General features: G+C 72.7%; 19 protein-coding genes. 10 read left to right on the forward strand and 9 right to left on the reverse strand.

Annotation, left to right across the window (positions count from 1 at the left end; translation table 11 throughout):
• Nucleotides 1-25 precede the first annotated feature (25 nt).
• Nucleotides 26-1414, forward strand: a complete 1389-nt coding sequence (locus tag ACYBSK_RS27835) for a hypothetical protein (protein ID WP_460243770.1) — start codon at nt 26-28, stop codon at nt 1412-1414.
• A 77-nt stretch (nt 1415-1491) separates the two neighbouring features.
• Here the strand turns inward: ACYBSK_RS27835 and ACYBSK_RS27840 are convergent, their stop codons facing one another.
• Nucleotides 1492-1896 carry a RidA family protein gene (locus tag ACYBSK_RS27840; RefSeq protein ID WP_460243771.1) on the reverse strand — a complete coding sequence of 135 codons (405 nt, stop codon included), beginning with the start codon at nt 1894-1896 and terminating at the stop codon, nt 1492-1494.
• Nucleotides 1893-3023: an acyl-CoA dehydrogenase family protein gene (locus tag ACYBSK_RS27845; protein WP_460243772.1), complete on the reverse strand. Its 1131-nt coding sequence runs from the start codon at nt 3021-3023 to the stop codon at nt 1893-1895. Before ACYBSK_RS27845 ends, ACYBSK_RS27840 begins: the two co-directional genes overlap by 4 nt.
• Before the next feature lie 172 nt (nt 3024-3195).
• Between ACYBSK_RS27845 and ACYBSK_RS27850 the strand changes: the two genes are divergently transcribed.
• The 8 genes from ACYBSK_RS27850 to ACYBSK_RS27885 all read left to right on the forward strand — a co-directional run bounded on the left by ACYBSK_RS27850 (nt 3196) and on the right by ACYBSK_RS27885 (nt 10936).
• Nucleotides 3196-4824, forward strand: coding sequence for an AMP-binding protein (locus ACYBSK_RS27850; protein WP_460243773.1), 1629 nt, complete (start codon nt 3196-3198; stop codon nt 4822-4824).
• A gap of 4 nt (nt 4825-4828) precedes the next feature.
• A complete protein-coding gene (locus tag ACYBSK_RS27855) occupies nt 4829-5674 on the forward strand; it encodes a PaaX family transcriptional regulator (protein WP_460243774.1) in 846 nt (281 codons plus the stop codon).
• A gap of 65 nt (nt 5675-5739) precedes the next feature.
• Nucleotides 5740-6630, forward strand: a complete 891-nt coding sequence (locus ACYBSK_RS27860) for a sulfotransferase family protein (protein ID WP_460243775.1) — start codon at nt 5740-5742, stop codon at nt 6628-6630.
• Nucleotides 6627-7040 (forward strand): hypothetical protein, encoded by a 414-nt coding sequence (locus ACYBSK_RS27865; RefSeq protein ID WP_460243776.1) that lies wholly within the window; start codon nt 6627-6629, stop codon nt 7038-7040. Before ACYBSK_RS27860 ends, ACYBSK_RS27865 begins: the two co-directional genes overlap by 4 nt.
• The gene (locus ACYBSK_RS27870) at nt 7037-8266 is read left to right on the forward strand and encodes a glycosyltransferase family 4 protein (protein ID WP_460243777.1); all 1230 of its coding nucleotides are present in this window, start codon (nt 7037-7039) and stop codon (nt 8264-8266) included. The genes ACYBSK_RS27865 and ACYBSK_RS27870 overlap by 4 nt, the downstream gene beginning before the upstream one ends.
• Entirely contained in the window at nt 8263-8820 is a 558-nt protein-coding gene (cysC, locus tag ACYBSK_RS27875; RefSeq protein WP_460243778.1) for an adenylyl-sulfate kinase, read from the forward strand. The genes ACYBSK_RS27870 and cysC overlap by 4 nt, the downstream gene beginning before the upstream one ends.
• Nucleotides 8817-9725 (forward strand): sulfate adenylyltransferase subunit CysD, encoded by a 909-nt coding sequence (gene cysD / locus ACYBSK_RS27880; protein WP_457480004.1) that lies wholly within the window; start codon nt 8817-8819, stop codon nt 9723-9725. The genes cysC and cysD overlap by 4 nt, the downstream gene beginning before the upstream one ends.
• Nucleotides 9726-9727: 2 nt before the next feature.
• Entirely contained in the window at nt 9728-10936 is a 1209-nt protein-coding gene (locus ACYBSK_RS27885; protein WP_460243779.1) for a sulfate adenylyltransferase subunit 1, read from the forward strand.
• Between the two features lie 61 nt (nt 10937-10997).
• Here ACYBSK_RS27885 and ACYBSK_RS27890 read toward each other — a convergent pair whose 3' ends face one another.
• Entirely contained in the window at nt 10998-13286 is a 2289-nt protein-coding gene (locus tag ACYBSK_RS27890) for a bifunctional salicylyl-CoA 5-hydroxylase/oxidoreductase (protein ID WP_460243780.1), read from the reverse strand.
• A gap of 7 nt (nt 13287-13293) precedes the next feature.
• Nucleotides 13294-14124, reverse strand: coding sequence for an enoyl-CoA hydratase family protein (locus ACYBSK_RS27895; RefSeq protein WP_460243781.1), 831 nt, complete (start codon nt 14122-14124; stop codon nt 13294-13296).
• 276 nt (nt 14125-14400) lie between these two features.
• On the opposite strand from ACYBSK_RS27895, the gene ACYBSK_RS27900 reads away from it, so the two are divergent.
• Nucleotides 14401-14859 carry an ATP-binding protein gene (locus ACYBSK_RS27900; protein WP_457480008.1) on the forward strand — a complete coding sequence of 153 codons (459 nt, stop codon included), beginning with the start codon at nt 14401-14403 and terminating at the stop codon, nt 14857-14859.
• Here the strand turns inward: ACYBSK_RS27900 and ACYBSK_RS27905 are convergent.
• From ACYBSK_RS27905 to ACYBSK_RS27925, 5 genes are all read right to left on the reverse strand, one after another.
• On the reverse strand, nt 14822-16270 hold the full coding sequence (locus ACYBSK_RS27905) for an amino acid permease (RefSeq protein ID WP_457480009.1): 1449 nt from the start codon (nt 16268-16270) through the stop codon (nt 14822-14824). The genes ACYBSK_RS27900 and ACYBSK_RS27905 overlap by 38 nt on opposite strands.
• 120 nt (nt 16271-16390) lie before the next feature.
• Nucleotides 16391-17386 (reverse strand): ornithine carbamoyltransferase, encoded by a 996-nt coding sequence (gene argF, locus ACYBSK_RS27910; RefSeq protein WP_457480010.1) that lies wholly within the window; start codon nt 17384-17386, stop codon nt 16391-16393.
• Nucleotides 17387-17459: 73 nt separating this feature from the next.
• A complete protein-coding gene (locus ACYBSK_RS27915; protein ID WP_460243782.1) occupies nt 17460-19070 on the reverse strand; it encodes an amidohydrolase in 1611 nt (536 codons plus the stop codon).
• Nucleotides 19071-19097: 27 nt separating this feature from the next.
• Nucleotides 19098-20570 (reverse strand): APC family permease, encoded by a 1473-nt coding sequence (locus ACYBSK_RS27920; protein WP_460243783.1) that lies wholly within the window; start codon nt 20568-20570, stop codon nt 19098-19100.
• A 115-nt stretch (nt 20571-20685) separates the two neighbouring features.
• Entirely contained in the window at nt 20686-21918 is a 1233-nt protein-coding gene (locus tag ACYBSK_RS27925) for an arginine deiminase (protein ID WP_457480013.1), read from the reverse strand.
• Between the last annotated feature and the right edge of the window lie 101 nt (nt 21919-22019).

A 22019-nucleotide genomic window follows, 5' to 3' on the forward strand; every position in this document is an offset into this window, starting at 1 on the left:
GCGGGCGGGGTGTGAAGGTGTGCGCATGAAGCGTTCTTCGTGTGCCGTGGTCGCCGCGTGCGCCGCCCTGGTTCTGCTCGCCGGCTGCGGCGGAGGAGGCGACGACGGGGCCAAGGCGCCCTCCCCCGGCGGGGGTTCACCGTCCCTGAGCACGCCGACCGCGAGCCGCTCCCCCGCCGCGGGGAAGGGCTCCCACGACCCGGACGACTTCAACGGCGACGGACACCGGGACCTGCTGCTCCCCGTGGAGACGTCGGACGGACAGCCGCGATCGGAGCCCTCCGACGGGCGGATCCTCGTGGTGTACGGGTCGGCGCGCGGGCTCGATCCCGGGACGCGGACGATGTCGGGGCGCGGCGATCTGGGGCTGCCCGCGCCGGGGGGCTCCGCCTCCGCGGCCGCTCCGCCCGAAGCCGTCGACGCCCGCGCGGTGGCGGCCGCGGACCTCGACGGGGACGGGTTCACTGACCTCGCCGTCCCCGTGACGGGCCAGGAGAGCGTGAGCGACGGGCAGCTCAGCGCCCATCCCACCACCCTGTACGTGGTGTGGGGATCGCCGCGCGGGCCCGGCGGGTCCGACCGCGAGCCGACGGCCGTACGGCTCCCGCGGGGCGCCTCCGTGCTGGGGCTCGACAAGGCGGTGCGGGGCGACTTCGACGGGGACGGACGGCACGACCTCGCCGGGCTCGAAACGTCCGGCGGCACGGTGTGGCTGCTGTACGGGCCGTTCGACCGGGCCACCGGGGCGCCCGCGCGCACCGGGACGCTGCCGGGGACCGGCGGGACGCTGTACGCGGACGACATCGAACCGACCGGTGAGCGGCCGCGGGTCACGCCGCTGCTCGTGCGCGCGAGCGACGACGGCGAGCAGGCCCACAACACGCTGTACGCGTCGCCCGCCACCGGCAGGGGCCGCGAGCTCGTCGCGGGCAGCGCGCACGCCTTCGGCGACTTCGACGGGGACGGGCGGCGTGACGTGGTCGTCGGTGACGACGGCAGCCGCAACGACGAGCCGGGGGCGGATGACGAGGACCCGGGGGTCCGTGGCGCGATGACGATGTATCCGGGTGACGGGGGTGCGCCGGTGCGGTGGGAACTGCCGGAGGCGAGCAAGCGGCGGCAGGGGTTCCAGACACGGCTCGTGTACGCGGCGGGTGACCCGGACGGGGACGGGCGCGACGGGGTGCTCGTGCCGACGGACCACGGGGTGGCGTTGCTCGACGGGGCGGACGGGGTCGAGGAGTTCGCGCGGGGGAAGCGGGGGCGGGCCCTGCCGTACGGCTCCGCCGATTTCGACGGGGACGGGCGGGACGAGTTCGTGTTGGCGTGGGGGGCGCAGGGGGTGTTCACGCACTGGTGGATCACGGAGGGCGTCTCCCGCCAGGACGACGCGGCGTTCGTGGCGCCCCACTGACCCCACGCCACGGGGCTCCGCCCCGGACCCCGCTGCTCAATCGCCGCAGGGGCTCCGCGTACCAGCGAGCGGGTCGGTCAGGGCAGGACCGCGATTCCGTCGAGTTCCACCATGGCCGTATCGTCCCAGAGGCGGCTCACGCCGATCACCGCCATCGCCGGGTAGTCGCGCCCCGCCAACTCCCGCCAGATGCGGCCCAGTTCGCGCGCGTGGGACCGGTAGTCCGCGACGTCCGTGGCGTAGACGGTGACGCGGGTGAGGTGCTCCGGCCGGCCGCCGGCCGCGCGCAGGGCGGTGAGCAGGTTCGTGAGGGCGCGGGTGAACTGTCCGGGGAGGGCGTCGCCGACGATCTTGCCATCGGCGTCCAGGGACGTCTGGCCCGCCAGCATCACCAGGCGGCCGCCGGTCGCGACGACGGCGTGGGAGAAGCCGGTGGGCGGGGAAAGCTCGTGCGGGTTGACGCGTTCGATGCCGTCGTTCACCGGGCCGCCTCCTCGTGGGACTTGTACAACTCGCGTGCGATGACGGCCCGTTGGACCTCGGAGGCACCCTCGTAGATGCGGGGCGCCCTGACCTCCCGGTACAGGTGCTCCAGGACGTGGCCGCGGCGCAGCGCCCGCGCGCCGTGCAACTGCACCGCCGTGTCGACGACGTGTTGCGCCGTCTCCGTCGCGAGCAGCTTCGCCGCCGCCGCGCGGCGCGGTACGTCCGGGTCCCCTTCGTCGTACGCGCAGGCCGCCGCGTAGACCATCAGGCGGGCGGACTCGACGCGGACCGAGAGGTCGGCGACCTGGTGGGCGACGGTCTGGAGGTCCTTCAACGGGCCGCCGAACGCCTGCCGTTGGGAGGTGTGCGTGAGGGTCGCGTCGAGGGCGGCCTGCGCCATGCCGAGCGCGAACGCGCCGACGCTGGGCCGGAACAGGTTCAGTGTGCCCATCGCCACCCGGAACCCGGCGTCGACCTCGCCGAGCAGGTCGTCGCGGGTGACGGGGACGCCGTCGAAGGTGAGCGCGCCGATGGGGTGCGGGGAGAGCATGTCCAGCGCCTGACCCGTCAGCCCCGGGCGGTCGGCGGGGACCGCGAAGGCGGTGACGCCGCGTGCGCCCGCGCCCGCGGTGGTGCGGGCGAAGACGGTGAGGACGTCGGCCTCGGGGGCGTTGGAGATCCAGCACTTCTCGCCGGTCAGACGCCAGCCGTCGCCGTCGGGCGCGGCCTCCAGGGACAGTGCCGCCGCGTCCGAGCCCGCCCCCGGCTCGCTCAGTGCGAACGCCGCGACCGCCCGGCCCGCGCGCACCCGCGGTATCCACCGCTCGCGCAGCGCCGGGCCGCCGTACGCGTGGATCGGGTGCGCCCCGAGGCCCTGGAGCGCGAGCGCCGTCTCGGCCTCCGTGCAGACCCGGGCGAGGGACTCGCGCAGCAGGCAGAGGTCGAGCGCGCCCGAGGTGAACAGCCGGTCAATGAGGCCGAGTTGGCCGAGTTCGGCGACCAGGGGGCGGTTCACGCGGCCCGGTTCGCCCTTCTCGGCGAGCGGGGCGAGGCGGTCGGCGGCGAGGGCGCGCAGCTCCGCGCACCACGCGAGCTGCTCTGGTTCGAGCGAGAATGTCCCCATACGTGGTGCTCCTCCCACGGCTGCCGATCGGTCACCCACAGGAACCGTATCGCGCCCCGTTGACTGTCGTCACCATCACGATACGCTCGTTGCGCGGTCACCGATCCCAGCAAGGGCCCGCGATCCCACCCGGGGAGCCCGCGAGCCCACCACCGCAAGGGGGCACCCGGCCATGACCACTCCTCCTCTCCCGCTGTCCCCGTCGGCGCACCGGGACACCTTCGCGCGCGACCACCTGCCGCCCGCTGAGCTGTGGCCGGGCCTCACCTTCGACCTGCCGGAGCTCGCCTACCCGCAGCGGCTGAACTGCGGTGCCGAGCTGCTGGACTCGACGATCGCGCGGTTCGGCGCGGACCGCCCCGCCTTCCACTCCCCCGGCCAACCACCGTGGTCGTACGGCGAGTTGAGGGACACGGTCGACCGGATCGCGCACGTGCTCACGGACGAGCTGGGGATCGTGCCGGGCAACCGGGTGCTGCTGCGCGGCCCCACCACCCGCCACCTCGCGGCCTGTTGGCTCGCCGTGATGAAGGCGGGAGCCGTCGCCGTGACCGTGCTGGCGGCGGCGCGGGCGAGCGAGCTGGCGACGGTCTGCGGGATCGCGCGGGTGGGGCACGCGCTGTGCGACGCCCGGTCGGTCGACGATCTGGCGAAGGCGGAGGTGCCGGGGCTGCGCATCGCCACGTTCGGCGGGGACGGGCCCGACGACCTGCTGCACCTGGCCGCCGGGAAACCGGTGCCGTACGAGGCCGTCCGGACGGCCGCCGACGATGTCGCGCTGATCGCCTTCACCTCGGGGACCACCGGGCGCCCCAAGGGGTGCATGCACTTCCACCGGGACGTGCTCGCGGTCGCCGACACCTTCGCGCGGCACGTGCTCAAGGCGGACGCCGACGACGTGTTCGCGGGCAGTCCGCCGCTGGGCTTCACGTTCGGGCTCGGCGGGCTCGTCCTCTTCCCGCTGCGCGCGGGCGCCTCGGCGCTGCTGCTGGAGCAGGCGGGGCCGCAGAAGCTGCTACCGGCGATCGCCGAGCACCGGGTGTCCGTCCTGTTCACCGCACCGACCGCGTACCGGGCGATGCTGCCCGAGCTGGGCTCGTACGACGTCTCCTCGCTGCGCCGCTGCGTATCCGCGGGCGAGAACCTGCCCGCCGCGACCTGGCACGCATGGCGGGAGGCGACCGGGCTGCGCATCATCAACGGGATCGGCGCGACCGAGCTGCTGCACATCTTCATCTCGGCGGCCGACGACGCGATCCGGCCGGGGACGACGGGCGTCCCCGTGCCCGGCTGGGAGGCCCGCGTCGTCGACTCCGAGGGACGTGAACTCCCCGACGGCGAGCCGGGGTTGCTCGCCGTGCGCGGGCCCGTCGGCTGCCGCTACCTCGCCGACGAGCGGCAGACGGTGTACGTACGGCACGGCTGGAACATCACCGGGGACACGTACGTCCGGGAGAGCGATGGCTACTTCCGGTACGTGGCCCGCGCCGACGACATGATCATCTCGGCCGGGTACAACATCGCGGGCCCGGAGGTCGAGGACGCCCTCCTGCGCCACCCGGACGTGGCGGAGGCGGCCGTCGTCGGGCGGCCCGACGAGGAGCGCGGGCAGGTGGCCGTCGCGTACGTGGTGCTGCGGGCCGGGGCGCGGCAGGACGCCGAGGCGCTGCGGGACTTCGTCAAGGGGGAACTCGTCCCGTACAAGTGCCCGCGCGCGATCGAGTTCCTGGAGGCGCTGCCGCGCACGGCCACGGGAAAGCTCCAACGGTTCCGGCTGCGCGGGACCGGAACCGTAGAGTGATCGCGTGCCCGAGCAGCCCACGCATACGCCCCGCTCCCTCATCGTCACCCTGTACGGCGCCTACGGCCGCGACCTGCCGGGACCGCTGCCGATCGCCGAGCTGATCCGCCTGCTCGGCGCGGTCGGTGTCGACGCGCCGTCCGTGCGCTCCGCGGTCTCCCGCCTCAAGCGGCGCGGCCTGCTCCGCCCGGCCCGCACCGCCACCGGCGCCGCCGCGTACGCGCTGTCCGACGACGCCCGCCAGCTCCTCGACGACGGCGACCGCCGCATCTACGGGACCGGGCACGCGCGGGACGGCTGGGTGCTCGCCGTGTTCTCCGTGCCGGAGTCCGAGCGCGCCAAGCGGCACGTGCTGCGCTCCACGCTCACCGGCCTCGGCTTCGGCACGGCCGCGCCCGGCGTGTGGATCGCGCCCATGAGCGTCCACGAGGAGACCCGGCACACCCTGGAGCGCGTCGGCTGCTCCGCGTACGTGGAGCTGTTCCGGGGCGAGCACCTGGGCTTCGCCGCGACCGCCGACGCGGTGGCCCGCTGGTGGGACCTGGCGGCGCTCGCCAAGCTCCACGAGGCGTTCCTCGACGAGCACGAGCCGGTGCTGCGGGCCTGGCAGGCCCGCGAGGACACACCGCCGCGCGAGGCGTACCGGGACCATGTGACGGCCCTCGACTCGTGGCGCCACCTGCCGTACGCGGACCCGGGGCTGCCGCCGGAGGTGCTGCCCGAGGGCTGGCCGGGGGTGCGCTCCGCCGAGGTGTTCCGCGCCCTTGACCAGCGACTTCGTGCGGCCGGTGCGCGGTTCGCGCACGGCGCGGAAGCGGGCGACGACCTGCGGCGTGCGTCACAGCCCTGATCCCTAAGGCAACGCTCAGCTTCCTCCACACCTCTTCTCAGAATGCCTGCTTAGCGTCGGTTCGCATGAGCCTCATGCGCAACATGAACCGGGCGCTGACCGCCACCACCGGCCTCCAGGTGCGCCGCGCGCCCAAGGAGCACGCCCCCGCCACCAAGGCGCCGGCGCGGCCGGCCCCGGCGCGGCGGGCCGCTCCGAAGTACCGATGTACCGACGATCCGGCGACCGACCGGCTGCTGCGGCGGCCGGTGTTCATCATGTCGCCGGTGCGCTCGGGCTCGACCCTGCTGCGGATGCTGCTGGACGCGCACCCGCGGCTGCACGCCCCGCACGAACTGCACATCCGCCGCCTGGAGGTCGGCTACGGCAGCAAGCTGTCGCAGCGCGCCATGGACGCCCTCGACCTGGACCGCGGCGACCTGGAGCACCTGCTGTGGGACCGCGTCCTGCACCGTGAACTCACCAGGTCCGGCAAGGACTTCATCGTCGAGAAGACCCCCAGCAACGCCTTCGTCTACCAGCGCATCCGCGACTGCTGGCCCGACGCCCGCTTCGTGTTCCTGCTGCGCCACCCCGTCTCCATCGCCCAGTCCTGGCACGAGGGCGACCCCGACAAGCGCACGTACGACGAGGCCTGCGTCGACGCGCTGCGCTACATGAAGGCCGTCGACCACGCCCGCAAGGGCCTGACCGGCGGCCACACCGTCCGCTACGAGGAGCTCACGGCCGACCCGGAGGCGCGGCTGCGCGCCCTGTGCACCTTCCTCGGCGTCGACTTCGAGCCGTCGATGCTGGAGTACGGCGAGCGCGACGAGTCCCAGGTCCAGAAGGGGCTCGGCGACTGGCGGGACAAGATCCGCAGCGGCAGCGTGCAGGCGGGCCGGGCGCTGCCGAAGGACGACGAGATCCCCGAGGTGCTGCGGCCCATGTGCGAGGCCTGGGGGTACGCCAAGTGAAGCCCCGGGCCGAGGTCGAGCGGGTGTGGCCGCGGGACGGCCGGATCAGCGTCGTCGGACGGCTGCACGGGCTGACCGCCGGGGCCGGCGGGCGCTGGCAGCTGCTGGTGACCCGGCGCTCGCGCACCGACCACGTCCTCAGTTACGAGGCCGAGGTGGACGGTGAGCGGTTCGCCTGCGCGTGGGACGTGGCCGACCTCGCCGCGTACGACGGGTTCGGCGGCGCCGACCAGTGGGACCTGCACCTCACCGACGGGGCGCTGAGGCTGCGCGTCGGCCGCAGGCTCGACGACATCCGCGGCAAGAAGTCGATCTACGTGTACCCGGAGCAGCCGGTGCCGGGGGCGGGGTTCGGCGTCCGGCCGTACTACACGGTCGAGGACAACCTGTCGCTGGAGTGCCGCGCATGAGGAACACGCGAATCCGGTACCTGCTGCTGCACGCCTACGGGCGCGGCGGCACCATCCGCACCGTCTTCAACCAGGCCAACTCCCTGGTCGCCGCGGGCTGGGACGTCGAGATCGTCAGCGCCGTGCGGCGCCGCGACGCCCTCCAGTTCCCGCTGGACGAGCGGGTGCCCGTGACGACCGTCGTCGACCTGCGCGAGAGCGCCGCGGCGGGCCGGGAGCCCGGCCTCGGCGGCTGGTGGCGGGCCCGCAGGCGCGACAGGCTCGCCGCGACCCCCGCGCGCGAGATCCCGCGCGGCGAGTTCGGCCACCGGTACTTCGACCGGCGCCTGGAGCTCGCCCTCGGCGACTATCTGCGCTCGCTCACCGACGGCGTGCTCGTCACGACGCGCCCCGCCCTGAACTTCCTCGCCGCCGCGCACGCCACGAACGGCGTGGTGCGGGTGGCGCAGGAGCACATGAACCACGGCACGCACCGCCCCGACGTGCAGCAGCGCATCGTCGAGACGTACGAGACCTTCGCGGCGGTCGCCGTCCTGACGGAGCGCGACCGGGCCGAGTACGCGCGCCTGCTGCCCGGCACGCGCGTGGTGCGGATTCCGAACGCCGTGCACTCCCTCGACCAGGCCCCCGCCGACCAGGGTTCGAAGATCGTGGCCGCGGCCGGGCGGCTCTTCCCGCAGAAGGGCTTCGACCTGCTGATCCCCGCGTGGGCCAGGCTCGCCCGGGAGTTCCCCGACTGGCAGCTGCGCATCTACGGCAGCGGCGAGAAGAAGGCGCAGCTGCGCGCCCTGATCGAGGAGCACCACCTCTACAACCACGTCCTGCTGATGGGCCACACCGACCGGCTCGACGACGAACTCGCCAAGTGCTCGCTGTACGTGCTGAGTTCGCGCTTCGAGGGGCTGCCGATGGTGATGATCGAGGCGATGGCCCACGCCCTCCCCGTCGTCTCCCTCGACTGTCCCACGGGCCCCGCCGACGTGCTCACGCACGGCGTGGACGGGCTGCTCGTGCCGGAGCAGGACCCCGACGCCCTCGCCGACGCCCTCGCCCGCCTGATGGGCGACCGCGCACTGCGCACGGAGATGGGGACGGCGGCCGTGCTCACGGCGGCGTCCTACGGGCCCGACGCGGTGCACCCGCGGTGGGAGGCCCTCTTCACCGAACTGACCGACCCCGACGACCGGCGGGCTGCCCAGCGCTCCGCGGAAGGACTTCACGTATGACCACGGCCACGACGGCCCGCCCACGAGGAGCCACGATCTGGCTCACCGGGCTGCCCAGCTCCGGCAAGACGACCGTGGCGCGCGCCCTCGCCGGGCAGCTGCGCGCGGAGGGCCACCGCGTCGAGGTGCTCGACGGCGACGAGATCCGCCGCTTCCTCTCGGCGGGCCTCGGCTTCAGCCGCGAGGACCGCAACACGAACGTGCAGCGCATCGGCCTGGTCGCCGAAGTCCTGGCCCGCAACGGGGTGTTCGCGGTCGTTCCCGTCATCGCGCCGTACGCCGACAGCCGGGAGGCCGTGCGCAAGCGGCACGCCGCCAGCGACACGGCGTACATCGAGGTGCATGTCGCGACGCCGGTCGAGGTGTGCAGCGAACGCGACGTCAAGGGCCTGTACGCGCGTCAGGCGGCGGGGCAGCTGACCGGGCTGACGGGGGTCGACGACCCGTACGAGCCGCCGGTGGACCCGGAGCTGGCGCTGGAGACGCAAGTACAGACGCCGCAGGAGTCGGCGGGTTCGGTGCGGGCGGTGCTGGTGGAGCGGGGGCTGGTGTGAGCGACTCGACTTACGCACTGAGCCACCTGGACACCCTCGAATCCGAGGCGGTGCACATCTTCCGCGAGGTGGCGGGCGAGTTCGAGCGGCCGGTGATCCTGTTCTCCGGCGGCAAGGACTCCATCGTCATGCTGCACCTGGCGCTGAAGGCGTTCGCGCCCGCGCCGGTGCCGTTCCCGCTGCTGCACGTCGACACCGGACACAACTTCCCCGAGGTCATCGCCTACCGCGACCGTGTGGTCGCCGCACATGGGCTGACGCTCCATGTGGCCTCCGTGCAGGACTACCTCGACCGCGGTGTGCTGCGCGAACGCCCCGACGGGACGCGCAACCCGCTCCAGACCGTGCCGCTGACCGAGGCCATCCAGAACGAGCGCTTCGACGCGGTGTTCGGCGGTGGGCGCCGCGACGAGGAGAAGGCCCGCGCGAAGGAGCGCGTGTTCTCCCTGCGCGACGAGTTCTCGCAGTGGGACCCGCGCCGCCAGCGCCCCGAACTGTGGCAGCTCTACAACGGCCGGCACGCCCCCGGCGAGCACGTCCGCGTCTTCCCGCTCTCGAACTGGACCGAGCTGGACGTGTGGCAGTACATCGCCCGCGAGGGCATCGAACTGCCGGAGATCTACTTCGCCCACCGGCGCGAGGTCTTCGACCGGGGCGGCATGTGGCTGACGGCCGGTGACTGGGGCGGCCCGAAGGACGGCGAGACGGTCGAGAAGCGGCAGGTGCGCTACCGCACCGTCGGCGACATGTCCTGCACGGGCGCGGTCGACTCCGACGCCGGGACCCTCGACCAGGTGATCGCCGAGATCGCGGCGTCGCGACTCACCGAACGGGGCGCCACGCGCGCCGACGACAAGCTGTCCGAGGCGGCCATGGAAGACCGCAAGCGCGAAGGGTACTTCTAGAGATGTCTGTTTCCACGACCGCCGACGTCGACACGTTGCGGCTGGCCACGGCGGGCTCGGTCGACGACGGCAAGTCCACGCTGGTCGGCCGTCTCCTGCACGACTCGAAGTCGGTCCTGGCGGACCAGCTGGAGTCGATCTCCCGCACCGGGACGCCGGACCTGGCGCTCCTCACGGACGGGCTGCGCGCCGAGCGCGAGCAGGGCATCACCATCGACGTCGCGTACCGCTACTTCGCGACGCCGCGCCGCCGCTTCATCCTCGCGGACACGCCGGGCCACGTGCAGTACACGCGCAACATGGTGACCGGCGCCTCGACGGCGGAGCTGACGATCATCCTGGTGGACGCCAGGAACGGAGTCGTCGAGCAGACGCGCAGGCACGCGGCCATCGCGGCGCTGCTGCGGGTGCCGCGGGTGGTCCTCGCGGTGAACAAGATGGACCTGGTGGGCTACGAGGAGCGCGCGTTCGCCCGCATCGCCGCCGAATTCGCGGCGTACGCAGGTGAGTTGGGGATACCGGAAGTGACGGCGATCCCGGTCTCGGCGCTCGCGGGCGACAACGTGGTGGAGCCGTCGTCCCGGATGGACTGGTACGGGGGGCCGACCATCCTGGAACACCTGGAGACGGTCCCGGTGGCCACCGGGTCCGCGGCGGCGCCGGGCCGCTTCCCGGTCCAGTACGTGATCCGGCACGGCGAATCGCGTTACTACGCGGGCCAGTTGGCGTCGGGCACGCTGCGCGTGGGCGACACCGTGACGGTGCACCCCTCGGGCCGCACGTCGACGATCGCGGCGCTCGACGTCCTGGGCACCCGGGCCGACGAGGCGCACGCCGAGGCGTCGCTCACGGTGCGGCTCACGGATGAACTCGACGTGGCGCGCGGCGACTTGATCGCGCCCACCGCAGACCGGGAGCCGACGGTGACGCGGGATGTCCGGGCGGCGGTGTGCCACCTCGCGGACCGGCCGTTGCGGGTGGGGCAGCGAGTGCTGGTGCGGCACGGCGCGCGGGTGGTGCGGGCCGTGGTCACGTCCCTGGGAGCGGTGGAGGTGCTGGCGGCGAACGACATCGGCGAGGTGGTGCTGCGCACGGCTGAGCCGTTGCCTCTCGACACGTACGCGCAGGTGCGCCGCACGGGGGCGTTCCTCCTGGTGGACCCGTCGGACGGCATGACCTTGACGGCCTGCATGGCCCGCCTCCCGTCCTGACGCCAGGGGGCTCCGCCCCGGGCCCCGCCCCTCAAACGCCGGAGAGGCTCGAACTGCCCGGTCAGCCCGGCAGGGTGAGGCGGGGTTTGGGGGCGTCGAGGCGGCCCGTCTGCGGGCGGCGGCTGCCCGCCCGGTAGGGCTCGGGCCAGGCGACCCCCGGCCCGGTGTACCCCTGCTCCGCCGCCGCGTGCAGTGTCCAGTTCGGGTCGTACAGGTGCGGGCGGGCCAGCGCGCACAGGTCCGTACGGCCCGCCAGGACCAGGGAGTTGACGTCGTCCCACGACGAGATCGCGCCGACGGCGATCACCGGCACCCCTGCCTCCGCACGGATCCGCTCCGCGTACGGCACCTGGTAGGAGCGCCCGAACGCGGGCCGTTCCTCCGCGACCACCTGCCCCGTGGACACGTCCACCGCATCGGCCCCGTGCCCGGCGAACGCCCGCGCGATCGCGACCGCCTCCTCCGCGCTCGTACCGCCCTCCGCCCAGTCCGTCGCGGAGATCCGCACCGTCATCGGCCGGTCCTGCGGCCACACCTCCCGTACCGCGTCGAAGACCTCCAGGGGGAACCGCAGCCGGCCCTCCAGCGAGCCCCCGTACGCGTCCGTGCGCCGGTTCGTCAGCGGGGAGAGGAAGCCCGACAGCAGATAGCCGTGCGCGCAGTGCAGCTCCAGCAGGTCGAAGCCCGACCGCGCCGCCCGCCACGCCGCAGACGTGAACTGCGCCCGTACGTCGGCGAGTTCGGCGACCGTCAGTTCACGCGGCAGCTGGCTGTCCGGGCGGTAGCGGAGCGCCGACGCCGCGACCAGCGGCCAGTTGTCGTCCGCCTCCGGCAGCGGTTCGTCCATGCCCTCCCACATCAGCCGAGTGGAACCCTTGCGGCCCGAGTGCCCGAGCTGCACCCCGATCGCCGTACCGGGCGCCCGCGTGTGGACGAACTCGACCACCCTGCGCCAGGCCGCCGCCTGTTCCGGCGTGTACAGCCCCGCGCACCCCGGCGTGATCCGGCCCTCCGGGCTCACGCACACCATCTCCGTCATGACCAGGCCCGCCCCGCCGAGCGCCCGCGCCCCCAGGTGGACGAGGTGGAAGTCGCCCGGGACGCCGTCCACCGCCGAGTACATGTCCATCGGCGAGACCACGACCCGGTTCCGCAACCGCAACCCGCCCAGCTGGTACGGCGTGAACATCGGCGGCGTGCCCTCGGGGCAGCCGAACTCCCGCTCCACCGACTCCGTGAAGTGCGCGTCCCGCAGTCGCAGATTGTCGTGCGTCACCCGGCGCGAGCGTGTGAGCAGGTTGAACGCGAACTGGAGCGGCGGCTGGTCGAGATAGCGGGACAGTTCCTCGAACCACTCCAGGCTCGCCCGCGCCGCCCGCTGCGTCGACGCCACGACCGGACGCCGCTCCTTCTCGTACGCCGAGAGCGCCGCCCCGGTCGTCGGCTGTTCCGTGAGGCACGCCGCGAGCGCGAGCGCGTCCTCGACGGCGAGCTTGGTGCCCGAGCCGATGGAGAAGTGCGCGGTGTGCGCGGCGTCGCCGATGAGGACGCAATTGCCGTGCGACCAGCGGTCGTTGACCACCGTGCGGAAGGTGAGCCACGAGGAGTTGTTGGCCTTCAGGTGGCGGCCGCCGAGCGCGTCCTTGAAGACCTTCGCGCACCGCTCGATGGACTCCCGCACGTCTATGGTGTCGAAGCCCGCCGCGCGCCACACCTCCTCGCGCATCTCGACGATGACCGTCGACTCGCCCTCGCTGTACGGGTATCCGTGCAGCTGCATCACTCCGTGCTCGGTCTCAGCGATGTCGAAGCGGAAGGCGTCGAAGGCGAAGTCGGCGGCGAGCCAGATGTAGCGGTTGCGGTGCTCCTCGACGTGCGGCCGGAACGCGTCGGCGTACGTCTGGCGGATCATGCTGTGCACGCCGTCGGCCGCGATCACCAGGTCGTACTCCGCGCGCAGCTCCTCGACGTCCGGCGCCTCCTCCTGGAAGCGCAGGTCCACGCCGAGCCCGCGGCAGCGGCCGTGCAGTATCTGAAGGAGGCGACGGCGGCCGAGCGCCGCGAAGCCGTGGCCCGACGAGGTCTGGCGGCGGCCGCGGTGCACGATGTCGATGTCGTCCCAGCGCACGAACTCGTCCTGGAGCGCGCTGTAGACCACGGGGTCGGCGTGCTCGATGCCGCCGAGCGTCTCGTCGGACAGCACGACACCGAAGCCGAACGTGTCGTGCGGGGCGTTGCGCTCCCAGACCGTGATCCGGCGGTCCGGTTCGAGGCGCTTGAGCAGCGCGGCCGCGTACAGGCCGCCGGGGCCGCCTCCGACGACGGCGACGCGCTGGGCACGGGCGCTCATCCGCGGCTCACCTCCCCCGCCACTTCGGCGGACGCTTGTCGGTGAACGCCGCGTGGAACTCGGCGTAGTCCTCACCGTGCATGAGCAGCGCCTGCGTCGCGGCGTCCATCTCGATGGCCCCGGCGAGCGGCATGTCCAGCTCCGCCGTCAGCAGCGCCTTCGTCTGCGCGTAGGCGAGCGCCGGGCCGTCGGCGAGGCGTCGGGCGAGGGTCAGCGCCGCCTCGTCGGCCCTGCCCTCGTCGGTCAACTCGCTGAGCAGACCGATCCGTTCGGCCTCCGGCGCGCGCACCGCGTCGCCGAGCATGAGGAGCCGGGTGGCGTGACCGAGGCCGACGACGCGGGGCAGCAGATAGGCGGCGCCCATGTCGCCGCCGGACAGGCCGACCTTGGTGAACAGGAACGCGAAGCGGGCGCTGGGATCGGCGACGCGGAAGTCGGCGGCGAGCGCGAGGACCGCGCCCGCCCCGGCCGCGACCCCGTGCACGGCGGCGATCACCGGGAACGGGGCCTCGCGCACGGCCCGGACGACCTGCCCGGTCATCCGGTTGAAGTCGAGGATCTGCGCGGTGTCCATGGCGAGCGTGGCGCCGATGATCTCGTCGACGTCGCCGCCGGAGCAGAAACCGCGGCCCTCGCCGGTGAGGACGAGGGCGCGCACGGACTTGGTCCGGGACAGCTCGGCGAGGAGGTCGCGCAGGTCGGCGTAGGCGCCGAAGGTGAGCGCGTTGAGCTTCTCGGGGCGGGCGAGGGTCACGGTGGCGACACCGCGCTCGTCCACGGCGTACGTCAGGTGGTGCCAGGAGTCGGTGCTCGGGGTGGAGCCGGTGAAGGGACTCATGAGGGCCTCCGGCGGGGGTGCTGGCGTACGGAGGGAGCGCGTGACCCGTCGACCGTATCACCGCATCGTGACTGTCGTCACGAGTGCGCGATAACCGGAAAGGGGTCGGACGTCCCGAGCCGCACCGACGGGAGCCTCTTTCGCCCCACGCCGTACCATTCCTAAGGTTGAACGCAGGACAGTCCCCCTTGAGCCGCCTTGAGCCCGTTCCCCGAGCCCGTTCCCGAGCCCGCCCTTGAAGCCGCTTCCGTGCCCTCCGCTCCCCAGGATTCCGCTGTGACCCCCTTCCCCGGTCCTCCCACGCCCACGTCGTGGCGCATCGCGCTGCCGCACACCGCGGCGGCCGTGCCGGTCGCTCGCGCCCTCGTGCGGACCGCGCTGACGGAGCTCGCGTCACCGGCGGCCGACGCGGACACGGCGGAGCTGCTGACGGCGGAGCTGGTGGCGAACGCGGTGGAGCACACCGCCGGGGACTCGCCGATCGAGCTGGTCGTGGAGCTGCTCGAATCGGGCTGTCAGGTCGAGGTGCACGACACGGACCCGGCGCCGCCGGCCGACCTCACCAACCCGGACGACGCCGTGATGCCCGACCCCTGGCAGGAGCACGGGCGCGGCCTGCTCCTCATCCGCACCCTCAGCTCGTCGTGCGGACACCGCCCCACCGATTCCGGCAAGGCGGTGTGGTTCACGCTTCCTCCTACGGTGCCGATGCCCCGTCCGGCGTCCGAGGCGTAGCGCCCCCGCCGCCGAGCCGCGAGTTCCGGCGCCCGTACAGCGCGTAGACGAGGGCCCCGACGACGAGGAACACCGCGAACTGCACCCATGTCGTCCAGCCCGTGCCCCAGATCAGGTAGAGGCAGAAACCGACGCCGAGGATCGGGCTCACCGGGTAGAGCGGTACCCGGAACGAGCGCTTCAGTCCGGGGTGCGAGCGGCGCAGCGCGATCACCGCGATGTTCACGACGACCATGGTGGCGAGGGTGCCGATGGTCGTGAGGTTGACGACGGCGTCGAGCGAGGAGAACGCGGCCGGGATCGCGAAGACGACCGCGACGATCCACGTGTTGGTGACCGGCGTGTGCGTCTTCGGGGAGACCCGCTCGAAGACCCGCGGGATCAGTCCGTCGCGGGACATCGACATCAGGATGCGGGTCTGCCCGTACATCACCGCGAGCACGACCGAGGCGATGGCGACGACCGCGCCGAAGGCGATGATGCCGCCGCCGATGTCGGAGCCGGTGACCTGGTCGACGACGAGCGAGAGCGCGGCGGGCTTGTCCCCGACGGCGTCCGCGCCGAGCGCGCCGATGGCGGCGACGGCCACGGCGACGTAGAGCAGCGTGACGATGCCGATGCAGATCAGGATGGCGAGCGGGATGTTGCGCCGCGGATTCTTGACCTCTTCGCCCGCCGTGGTGACCGCGTCGAAGCCGATGTACGAGAAGAAGGCGAGGGAGGCGCCGGAGGTGACACCGGCCATGCCGTCCTTGAGGAAAGGCGTCAGGTTGCCGTCCTGGAAGGCGGAGAAGGCGATCGCGCAGAAGACGATCAGGATGCCGATCTTGAGCACGGCCATCGCGGCGGTCGCCCCCGCGCTCTCCCGGATGCCCCGCACGAGCAGCGTCGCGGCCATCATCATGACGAGCACGGCCGGCAGGTTGACCACGCCGCCGTCGGCGGGCCCGGCGGACAGCGCGTCGGGCAGCTGCCAGCCGAAGACGCTGTCGAGCAGCTCGTTGAGGTACTGGCTCCAGCCGACGGCCACGGCCGACACCGAGACGCCGTACTCCAGGAGCAGACACCAGCCGACGAGGAACGCGACGCGCTCGCCGAGGGTCGCGTAGGCGAAGGAGTACGAGGAGCCGGAGACCGGGATCGCGCTGCCCAGCTCGGCGAAGGAGAACGCCGTGAAGATGCAGGTGATCGCGGCGAGGACGAAGGAGAGGATGACGGCGGGGCCGGCCTCCGCGACCGTGTCGGACAGGCCGACGAAGATGCCGGTGCCGACGATCGCGCCGACGCCGAAGCACACGAGCTGGAACAGCCCCATGGTGCGCTTGAGGCCGTGGCCTTCGAGGTCGGCGCCCGATTCGGCGATGAGGGCTTCGGGCGACTTGATGCGCAGGCCGGACGGGGTCGGCGACATGGGGTGGTGCTCTTTTCTGGTGGTGCGGTGCGGCGGGGTGTGCCGCATGCCGGTGGGGCCGGGAGTGGTGTTCCGGCCCCACCAGTTTGAACGGTTGCTTACTGAATGTTCTGTTTGCGGCTACTTGCCGAGCGTCGCGACCATGACGGCCTTGATGGTGTGCATCCGGTTCTCCGCCTCGTCGAAGACGACCGAGTGCTCCGACTCGAACACCTCGTCGGTGACTTCCAGGGACTCCAGGCCGTACTTGGCGTGGATCTCGCGGCCGACCTTGGTGCCCAGGTCGTGGAAGGCGGGCAGGCAGTGCAGGAACTTCACCTCCGCGTTGCCCGTCGCGCGCAGCACGTCCATCGTGACCGCGTACGGCGTGAGGGCCTTGATGCGCTCGTCCCAGACCTCCTCGGGCTCCCCCATGGAGACCCAGACGTCGGTGACGACGAAGTCGGAGCCGGCCACACCCTCCTCGACGGACTCGGTGAGCGTGATGCGGGCACCGCTGGCGGCGGCCAGCTCACGGGCCTTGGCGATGATCTCCTCGGCCGGCCAGTAGGTCTTCGGCGCGACGATCCGGACGTCCATGCCGAGCAGGGCGCCGGTGACGAGGTAGGAGTTGCCCATGTTGAAGCGGGCGTCGCCGAGGTAGGCGAAGGCGATCTCGGCGAGCGGCTTGGCGCTGTGCTCGGTCATCGTGAGCACGTCGGCCAGCATCTGCGTGGGGTGCCAGTCGTCGGTCAGGCCGTTGTAGACCGGCACGCCCGCGTACTCGGCGAGCGTCTCGACGATGGCCTGCTCGTCGCCCCGGAACTCGATGGCGTCGAACATCCGGCCGAGGACGCGGGCGGTGTCCTTGCTCGACTCCTTCTTGCCGATGTGCGAACCGGCCGGGTCGATGTACGTCGTCGACGCGCCCTGGTCGGCGGCGGCGACCTCGAAGGAGCAGCGGGTGCGCGTGGACGCCTTCTCGAAGATCAGCGCGATGTTCTTGCCCTTGAGGTGCTGCGTCTCGGCCCCCGCCTTCTTGGCCGCCTTCAGCTCGGCGGCCAGGTCGACCAGGCCTCGGAACTCCTCGGCGGTGAAGTCCAGCTCCTTGAGGAAGTGGCGGCCGGTGAGGCTCATGGGGGTACTCCTGGGCATGACTCGGGGACGAGATCGGGACAATGGAAGTCTATACGATGTTCCACATTTCTATTCATGATCCGTTGCGGAACGTGGGATTCCCCGCCAGCCAGGTGCCGAGCACCCGGATCTCCCGCAACCGCATCGGGTCCGTGGTCCGCGGGTCCGCCGACAGCCACACCAGGTCCGCGGGCGCCCCCGGCACGAGCGCGGCGCGCTCGTCGGCGAAGGCCTGGTGCGCCGAGCCCGCCGTGTACGCGGCCAGCGCCTGCTCGACGGTCAGCCGCTGGTGGGGCAGCCAGCCGCCCTCCGGCTCGCCGTCGAACGTCCGCCGGGTCACCGCCACCTGGATCCCCTCCAGCGGCTCGTACGAACTCACCGGCCAGTCGCTGCCGAACGACAGCCGCGCCCCGCCGTGCGCGAGGTCGCCCATCGGGTACTGCAGGGCAGCCCGCTTGTCGCCGATGCGCGGCACGGACAGCACGGTCTGCAAGGGGTCGGGCTGCGCCCACAGCGGCTCGAAGTTGGCGATCACCCCGAGTTCGGCGAAGCGCGGCAGGTCGGCGGGGTCGACGAGCTGGACATGGGTGATCACCGGGCGGCGGTCCCCCGCGCCGTTCGTCCGGGCCGCGGACTCGATCGCGTCGAGCGCGGCCCGCACCCCGGCGTCACCAATGGCGTGGATGTGGATCTGGAAGCCGTCGGCGTCGAACGCCCGGACGGCCTCGGCGAGCGCCGCCGGTTCCCACACGGGCATCCCGCAGCTGTGCGGGGCGTCGTCGTAGGGGGCGAGCAGCGCGGCGGTGCCGCCCTCGATCACGCCGTCGCTGAAGAACTTCACGGTGCGGGCGGTGAGCAGCTCGCCGCCCTCGGCCTCGATCCGGCGGCGCTGTCGCGTGAACGCCGGACGTTGCTCGCGCCAGCGGTCCGGGTCGGCGCGCTGGGCGAGGTTCACGCGGAAGCGGAGGGCTCCGCGGCGGGCGGCCTCCAGGTAGGCGTCGACCATCTCCGGCTCCACCCACGCGTCCTGCACCCACGTCAGACCCGCCCGCGCGTACGCCCGGCCCGCCACGCGGAGGGCGTCGACCAGCTCGTCCACGGGGCGGCCCGGCACCCGGTCGAGCACCAGGTCGCAGGCGTGCCACTCGCGCAGGGTGCCCATCGGGGTGCCGTCGGGGCGGCGCACGATCCAGCCGAGGCGGGGTTCCGGCGTCGTCGCGTCCACTCCGGCGCGGCGCAGCGCCTCGGTGTTGCACCACACCGTGTGGTAGTCGTAGGCGCGCAGCACGACGGGCCGGTCGGGGACGGCGGCGTCCAGCCAGCGGGCGTCGAACGCGCCGTCGGGGACGAGTGCCGGGTCGTAGCTGGCGCCGACGATCCACTCCTCCTCGGGGTGCTCGGCGGCCCACCTCCCGACCTCGGCGACGATCTCCTCGACCGACCCCGCCTCCTTGATCCGCGGCCCGAAGTGCTCCAGGCCGCCGAAGAGCGGGTGGGCGTGGCCGTCGCCGAAGGCGGGCATGAGCAGCGCGTCCGCGCCGAGGTCGAGCACCTCGTCGGCGGTGGCGGCGAGGGCCTTTGCCGCCGCGCCCAAAGCCACGATCCGGCCGTCGCGCACGGCGAGCGCGTCCACGTCGCCGTACGTCCGGCTCCCGGTGCGGACGGTGCCGCGCAGTACCAGCATGTCTCTCGATCTCCTGATGTACGGATGTCAGACGCGCTCGGCGTCGGCGGTGGTCAGCCGGGCGTACGCGGCCGGATCGCGGCGCCGCACCCGCAGCGCGACCACGACTCCGAGCGCGAACAGCACCGGCAGCGGTGCGAGCAGCACCGCGTTGACGCCCGGCGTCGCCCCCGTGAGCAGGTCGAGGTTGACGCAGGCCAGACCGATGAGCACGGCCAGCCCGGCGCAGGACACCAGCGGCGCGGCGACCACCCGCCACGCGGGCAGCCCGCGCCGGTCGCGGCGGAAGAACCCGTACACCGCGAGTGCGGCGCCGGCCTGCATCAGCATCACACCGAGGATCCCGGTGCCGTTGGTCCACAGGAACGTGACGCTGTACGGGTCCACGCCCGCGATCAGCGTCACGACGACGGTGAGCAGTGCGAGCGCCGACTGCGCCACCACGGCGACGGCGGGCGAGCCGGTGCGCGCGGTGACCCGGCCGAGGCGGCGCGGCAGCAGGCCCTCGCGGCCGAGGGCGTAGAAGTAGCGGGTGGCGCCGTTGTGGAAGGCGAGGGTGGCGGCGAAGGCGCTGGTGATGATCAGGACGTGCATGGCGTCGGCGGCCCAGGCCACGACGAACCGCTCGGTCGCGGTGAACACCATGTCGGCGCCGCCGTCCCCGTTCGCGACCCGCTGTGCGTCCCCCGCCCCGTACGCGTTGATGATCGTCCAGACGGTGAAGGTGTAGAAGAGCGCGAGGAATCCGACGGCGACGTACGTGGCGCGCGGCACCGAGCGCTCCGGCCGGCGGGCCTCCTCGGCGTAGATCGCGGTCGCCTCGAAACCGACGAAGGCGCCGATGGCGAGGACGAACATGCCGCCCACTCCGCCGTTCAGGAGGTGGCCCGGGGAGAGCGCGCCGAACTCCGGGCCGCCCGGCCCGCCGCCGCCCGCGAACACCCCGGCTTCGAACACCAGCAGGACGAGCACTTCGAGGACGAGCGCGACGCCCAACACCTTGGCGCTGAGGGTGACCTTGAGCCAGCCGAGCACGCCGATGGCCACGAGTCCTGCGAGCGCCCAGGCCCACCAGGGGATCCGGGCGCCTGTCAGGTCCTGGAACCCGGACTCGGCGAACACCCCGAAGGCGGCGAGGAGTCCGACCTCGATCGCGTTGTACGCGAGCAGCGCGACGTAGGCGGAACCCACTCCGGCCGGACGTCCCAGGCCCCGGCCGATGTACGCGTAGAAGGCGCCGGCGTTGCGCACGTAGCGGCTCATCGCGGTGAAACCGGCGGCGAAGACGATGAGGAGCAGGCCGGAGACGAGGTAGCCGAGCGGGGCGCCCTGGCCCGCCATGCCGATGGCCAGCGGGGCGACACCCGCCATGACGGTCAGCGGCGCCGCGGCCGCCACGACGAAGAAGACCAGGTCACCGGTGCCGATGGCGCCCTTCTCCAGCGTGGTGGCCGGCGGGGCGACGGCCCTGCCCGGTGCGGTCTCGGGGGACGACGTCAAAACGAATGCCTTTCGTTTGGCGGGTCGCCAGGACCGTACGCCGCGCCGAGCCCGTCTGGGAAGAGGGGGCCGTGGCCACCGCCCGGGGGTGGAACTCGCGGACGGACGCAGGCGGTTACGAGGGCACGGGGTCCCGCTCGACCGGGCAGCTCATGCAGCGGGGGCCGCCGCGGCCCCGCCCCAGTTCACTGCCCGGGATCTCGATGACCTCGATCCCCTGCTTGCGCAGGAACGTGTTCGTCGTCGCGTTCCGCTCGTACGCCACGACGACCCCCGGCTCGACGGCGAGCACATTGCAGCCGTCGTCCCACTGCTCGCGCTCGGCGGCGTGCACGTCCTGCGTGGCGGTCAGCACGCGGATCTCGGGGAGCCCGAGCGCGGCGGCGATGGCGCGGTGCATGTGCTCGGCCGGATGGTCGGTGACCTTCAACTCCTTCGGCGAGGTGCCCGGTTCGATGGTGTACGAGCGCAGCATGCCGAGCCCCGCGTACTGCGTGAACGTATCGCCGTCGACCATCGTCATGACGGTGTCGAGGTGCATGAAGGCCCTGCGCTTCGGCATGTCGAGCGCCACGATGGTGCGGGCCGAGCCCGCGGCGAACAGTTTGTGCGCGAGCATCTCCACGGCCTGCGGTGTGGTGCGCTCACTCATCCCGATGAGCACGGCGCCCTGCCCGATGACGAGGACGTCGCCGCCCTCGATGGTCGACGGGTAGTCGGCCTGGCCCTCGGACCAGACGTGGAACCCGCCGTCGTCGCGGAACAGCGGGTGGTGCCGGTAGATCGCCTCGAAGTGCACGGTCTCGCGCTGCCGGGCCGGCCAGCGCATCGCGTTGATGGACACGCCGTCGTAGATCCAGGCGGACGTGTCGCGGGTGAACAGGTGGTTGGGCAGCGGGCCGAGCAGGAAGTCGTCCAGCTCCATGACGTGGAAGCGCACGGAGGTCGGCTCCGGGTGCGCCGCGAGGAACTCCCGCTTCGTCATCCCGCCGATCAGCGCCTCGGCGAGCTGCGGGGACGGCAGCGTCTCGAACGCCTCGCGCAGGTGGGCCGTGGCCAGCGGGCCGTACTCCTTCTCGTCGAAGACGCGGTCCAGGACGAGGCCGCGGGCGGCGTCCACGTCGAGGGTCTCGGTGAGCAGGTCGCCGAAGAGGTGGACGCTGACGCCGCGGTCGCGGAGCACGTCGGCGAAACCGTCGTGCTCCGCGCGGGCTCGGCGTACCCACAGGACGTCGTCGAAGAGCAACTGGTCCTTGTTGCTCGGCGTGAGGCGTTTCAGTTCCAGGTCGGGCCGGTGCAGAATCACTCGGCGCAGCCGCCCGGCCTCGGAGTCGACGTGAAATCCCATACCCCCATCCTTCCCCGGCCTCGCCCCCCACGCCCGCCACCCGTGGTGACACCCCGGGGCTCAAACGCCGGCGAGGCTGAAAAGCACTGGCCGGGCAATTC

It is taken from the genome of Streptomyces sp. BYX5S (assembly GCF_054724165.1).

What these genes read in the sequence shown, in the direction of transcription:
- ACYBSK_RS27915 (WP_460243782.1), bottom strand. Translation starts at nt 19,070, where the DNA reads ATGCTGGTACTGCGCGGCACCGTCCGCACCGGGAGCCGGACGTACGGC.
- argF (WP_457480010.1), bottom strand. Translation starts at nt 17,386, where the DNA reads ATGAGCCTCACCGGCCGCCACTTCCTCAAGGAGCTGGACTTCACCGCC.
- cysC (WP_460243778.1), top strand. Translation starts at nt 8,263, where the DNA reads ATGACCACGGCCACGACGGCCCGCCCACGAGGAGCCACGATCTGGCTC.
- ACYBSK_RS27885 (WP_460243779.1), top strand. Translation starts at nt 9,728, where the DNA reads ATGTCTGTTTCCACGACCGCCGACGTCGACACGTTGCGGCTGGCCACG.
- ACYBSK_RS27890 (WP_460243780.1), bottom strand. Translation starts at nt 13,286, where the DNA reads ATGAGCGCCCGTGCCCAGCGCGTCGCCGTCGTCGGAGGCGGCCCCGGC.
- ACYBSK_RS27835 (WP_460243770.1), top strand. Translation starts at nt 26, where the DNA reads ATGAAGCGTTCTTCGTGTGCCGTGGTCGCCGCGTGCGCCGCCCTGGTT.
- ACYBSK_RS27895 (WP_460243781.1), bottom strand. Translation starts at nt 14,124, where the DNA reads ATGAGTCCCTTCACCGGCTCCACCCCGAGCACCGACTCCTGGCACCAC.
- ACYBSK_RS27845 (WP_460243772.1), bottom strand. Translation starts at nt 3,023, where the DNA reads ATGGGGACATTCTCGCTCGAACCAGAGCAGCTCGCGTGGTGCGCGGAG.
- ACYBSK_RS27905 (WP_457480009.1), bottom strand. Translation starts at nt 16,270, where the DNA reads ATGTCGCCGACCCCGTCCGGCCTGCGCATCAAGTCGCCCGAAGCCCTC.
- ACYBSK_RS27925 (WP_457480013.1), bottom strand. Translation starts at nt 21,918, where the DNA reads ATGGGATTTCACGTCGACTCCGAGGCCGGGCGGCTGCGCCGAGTGATT.
- ACYBSK_RS27850 (WP_460243773.1), top strand. Translation starts at nt 3,196, where the DNA reads ATGACCACTCCTCCTCTCCCGCTGTCCCCGTCGGCGCACCGGGACACC.
- ACYBSK_RS27870 (WP_460243777.1), top strand. Translation starts at nt 7,037, where the DNA reads ATGAGGAACACGCGAATCCGGTACCTGCTGCTGCACGCCTACGGGCGC.
- ACYBSK_RS27860 (WP_460243775.1), top strand. Translation starts at nt 5,740, where the DNA reads ATGAGCCTCATGCGCAACATGAACCGGGCGCTGACCGCCACCACCGGC.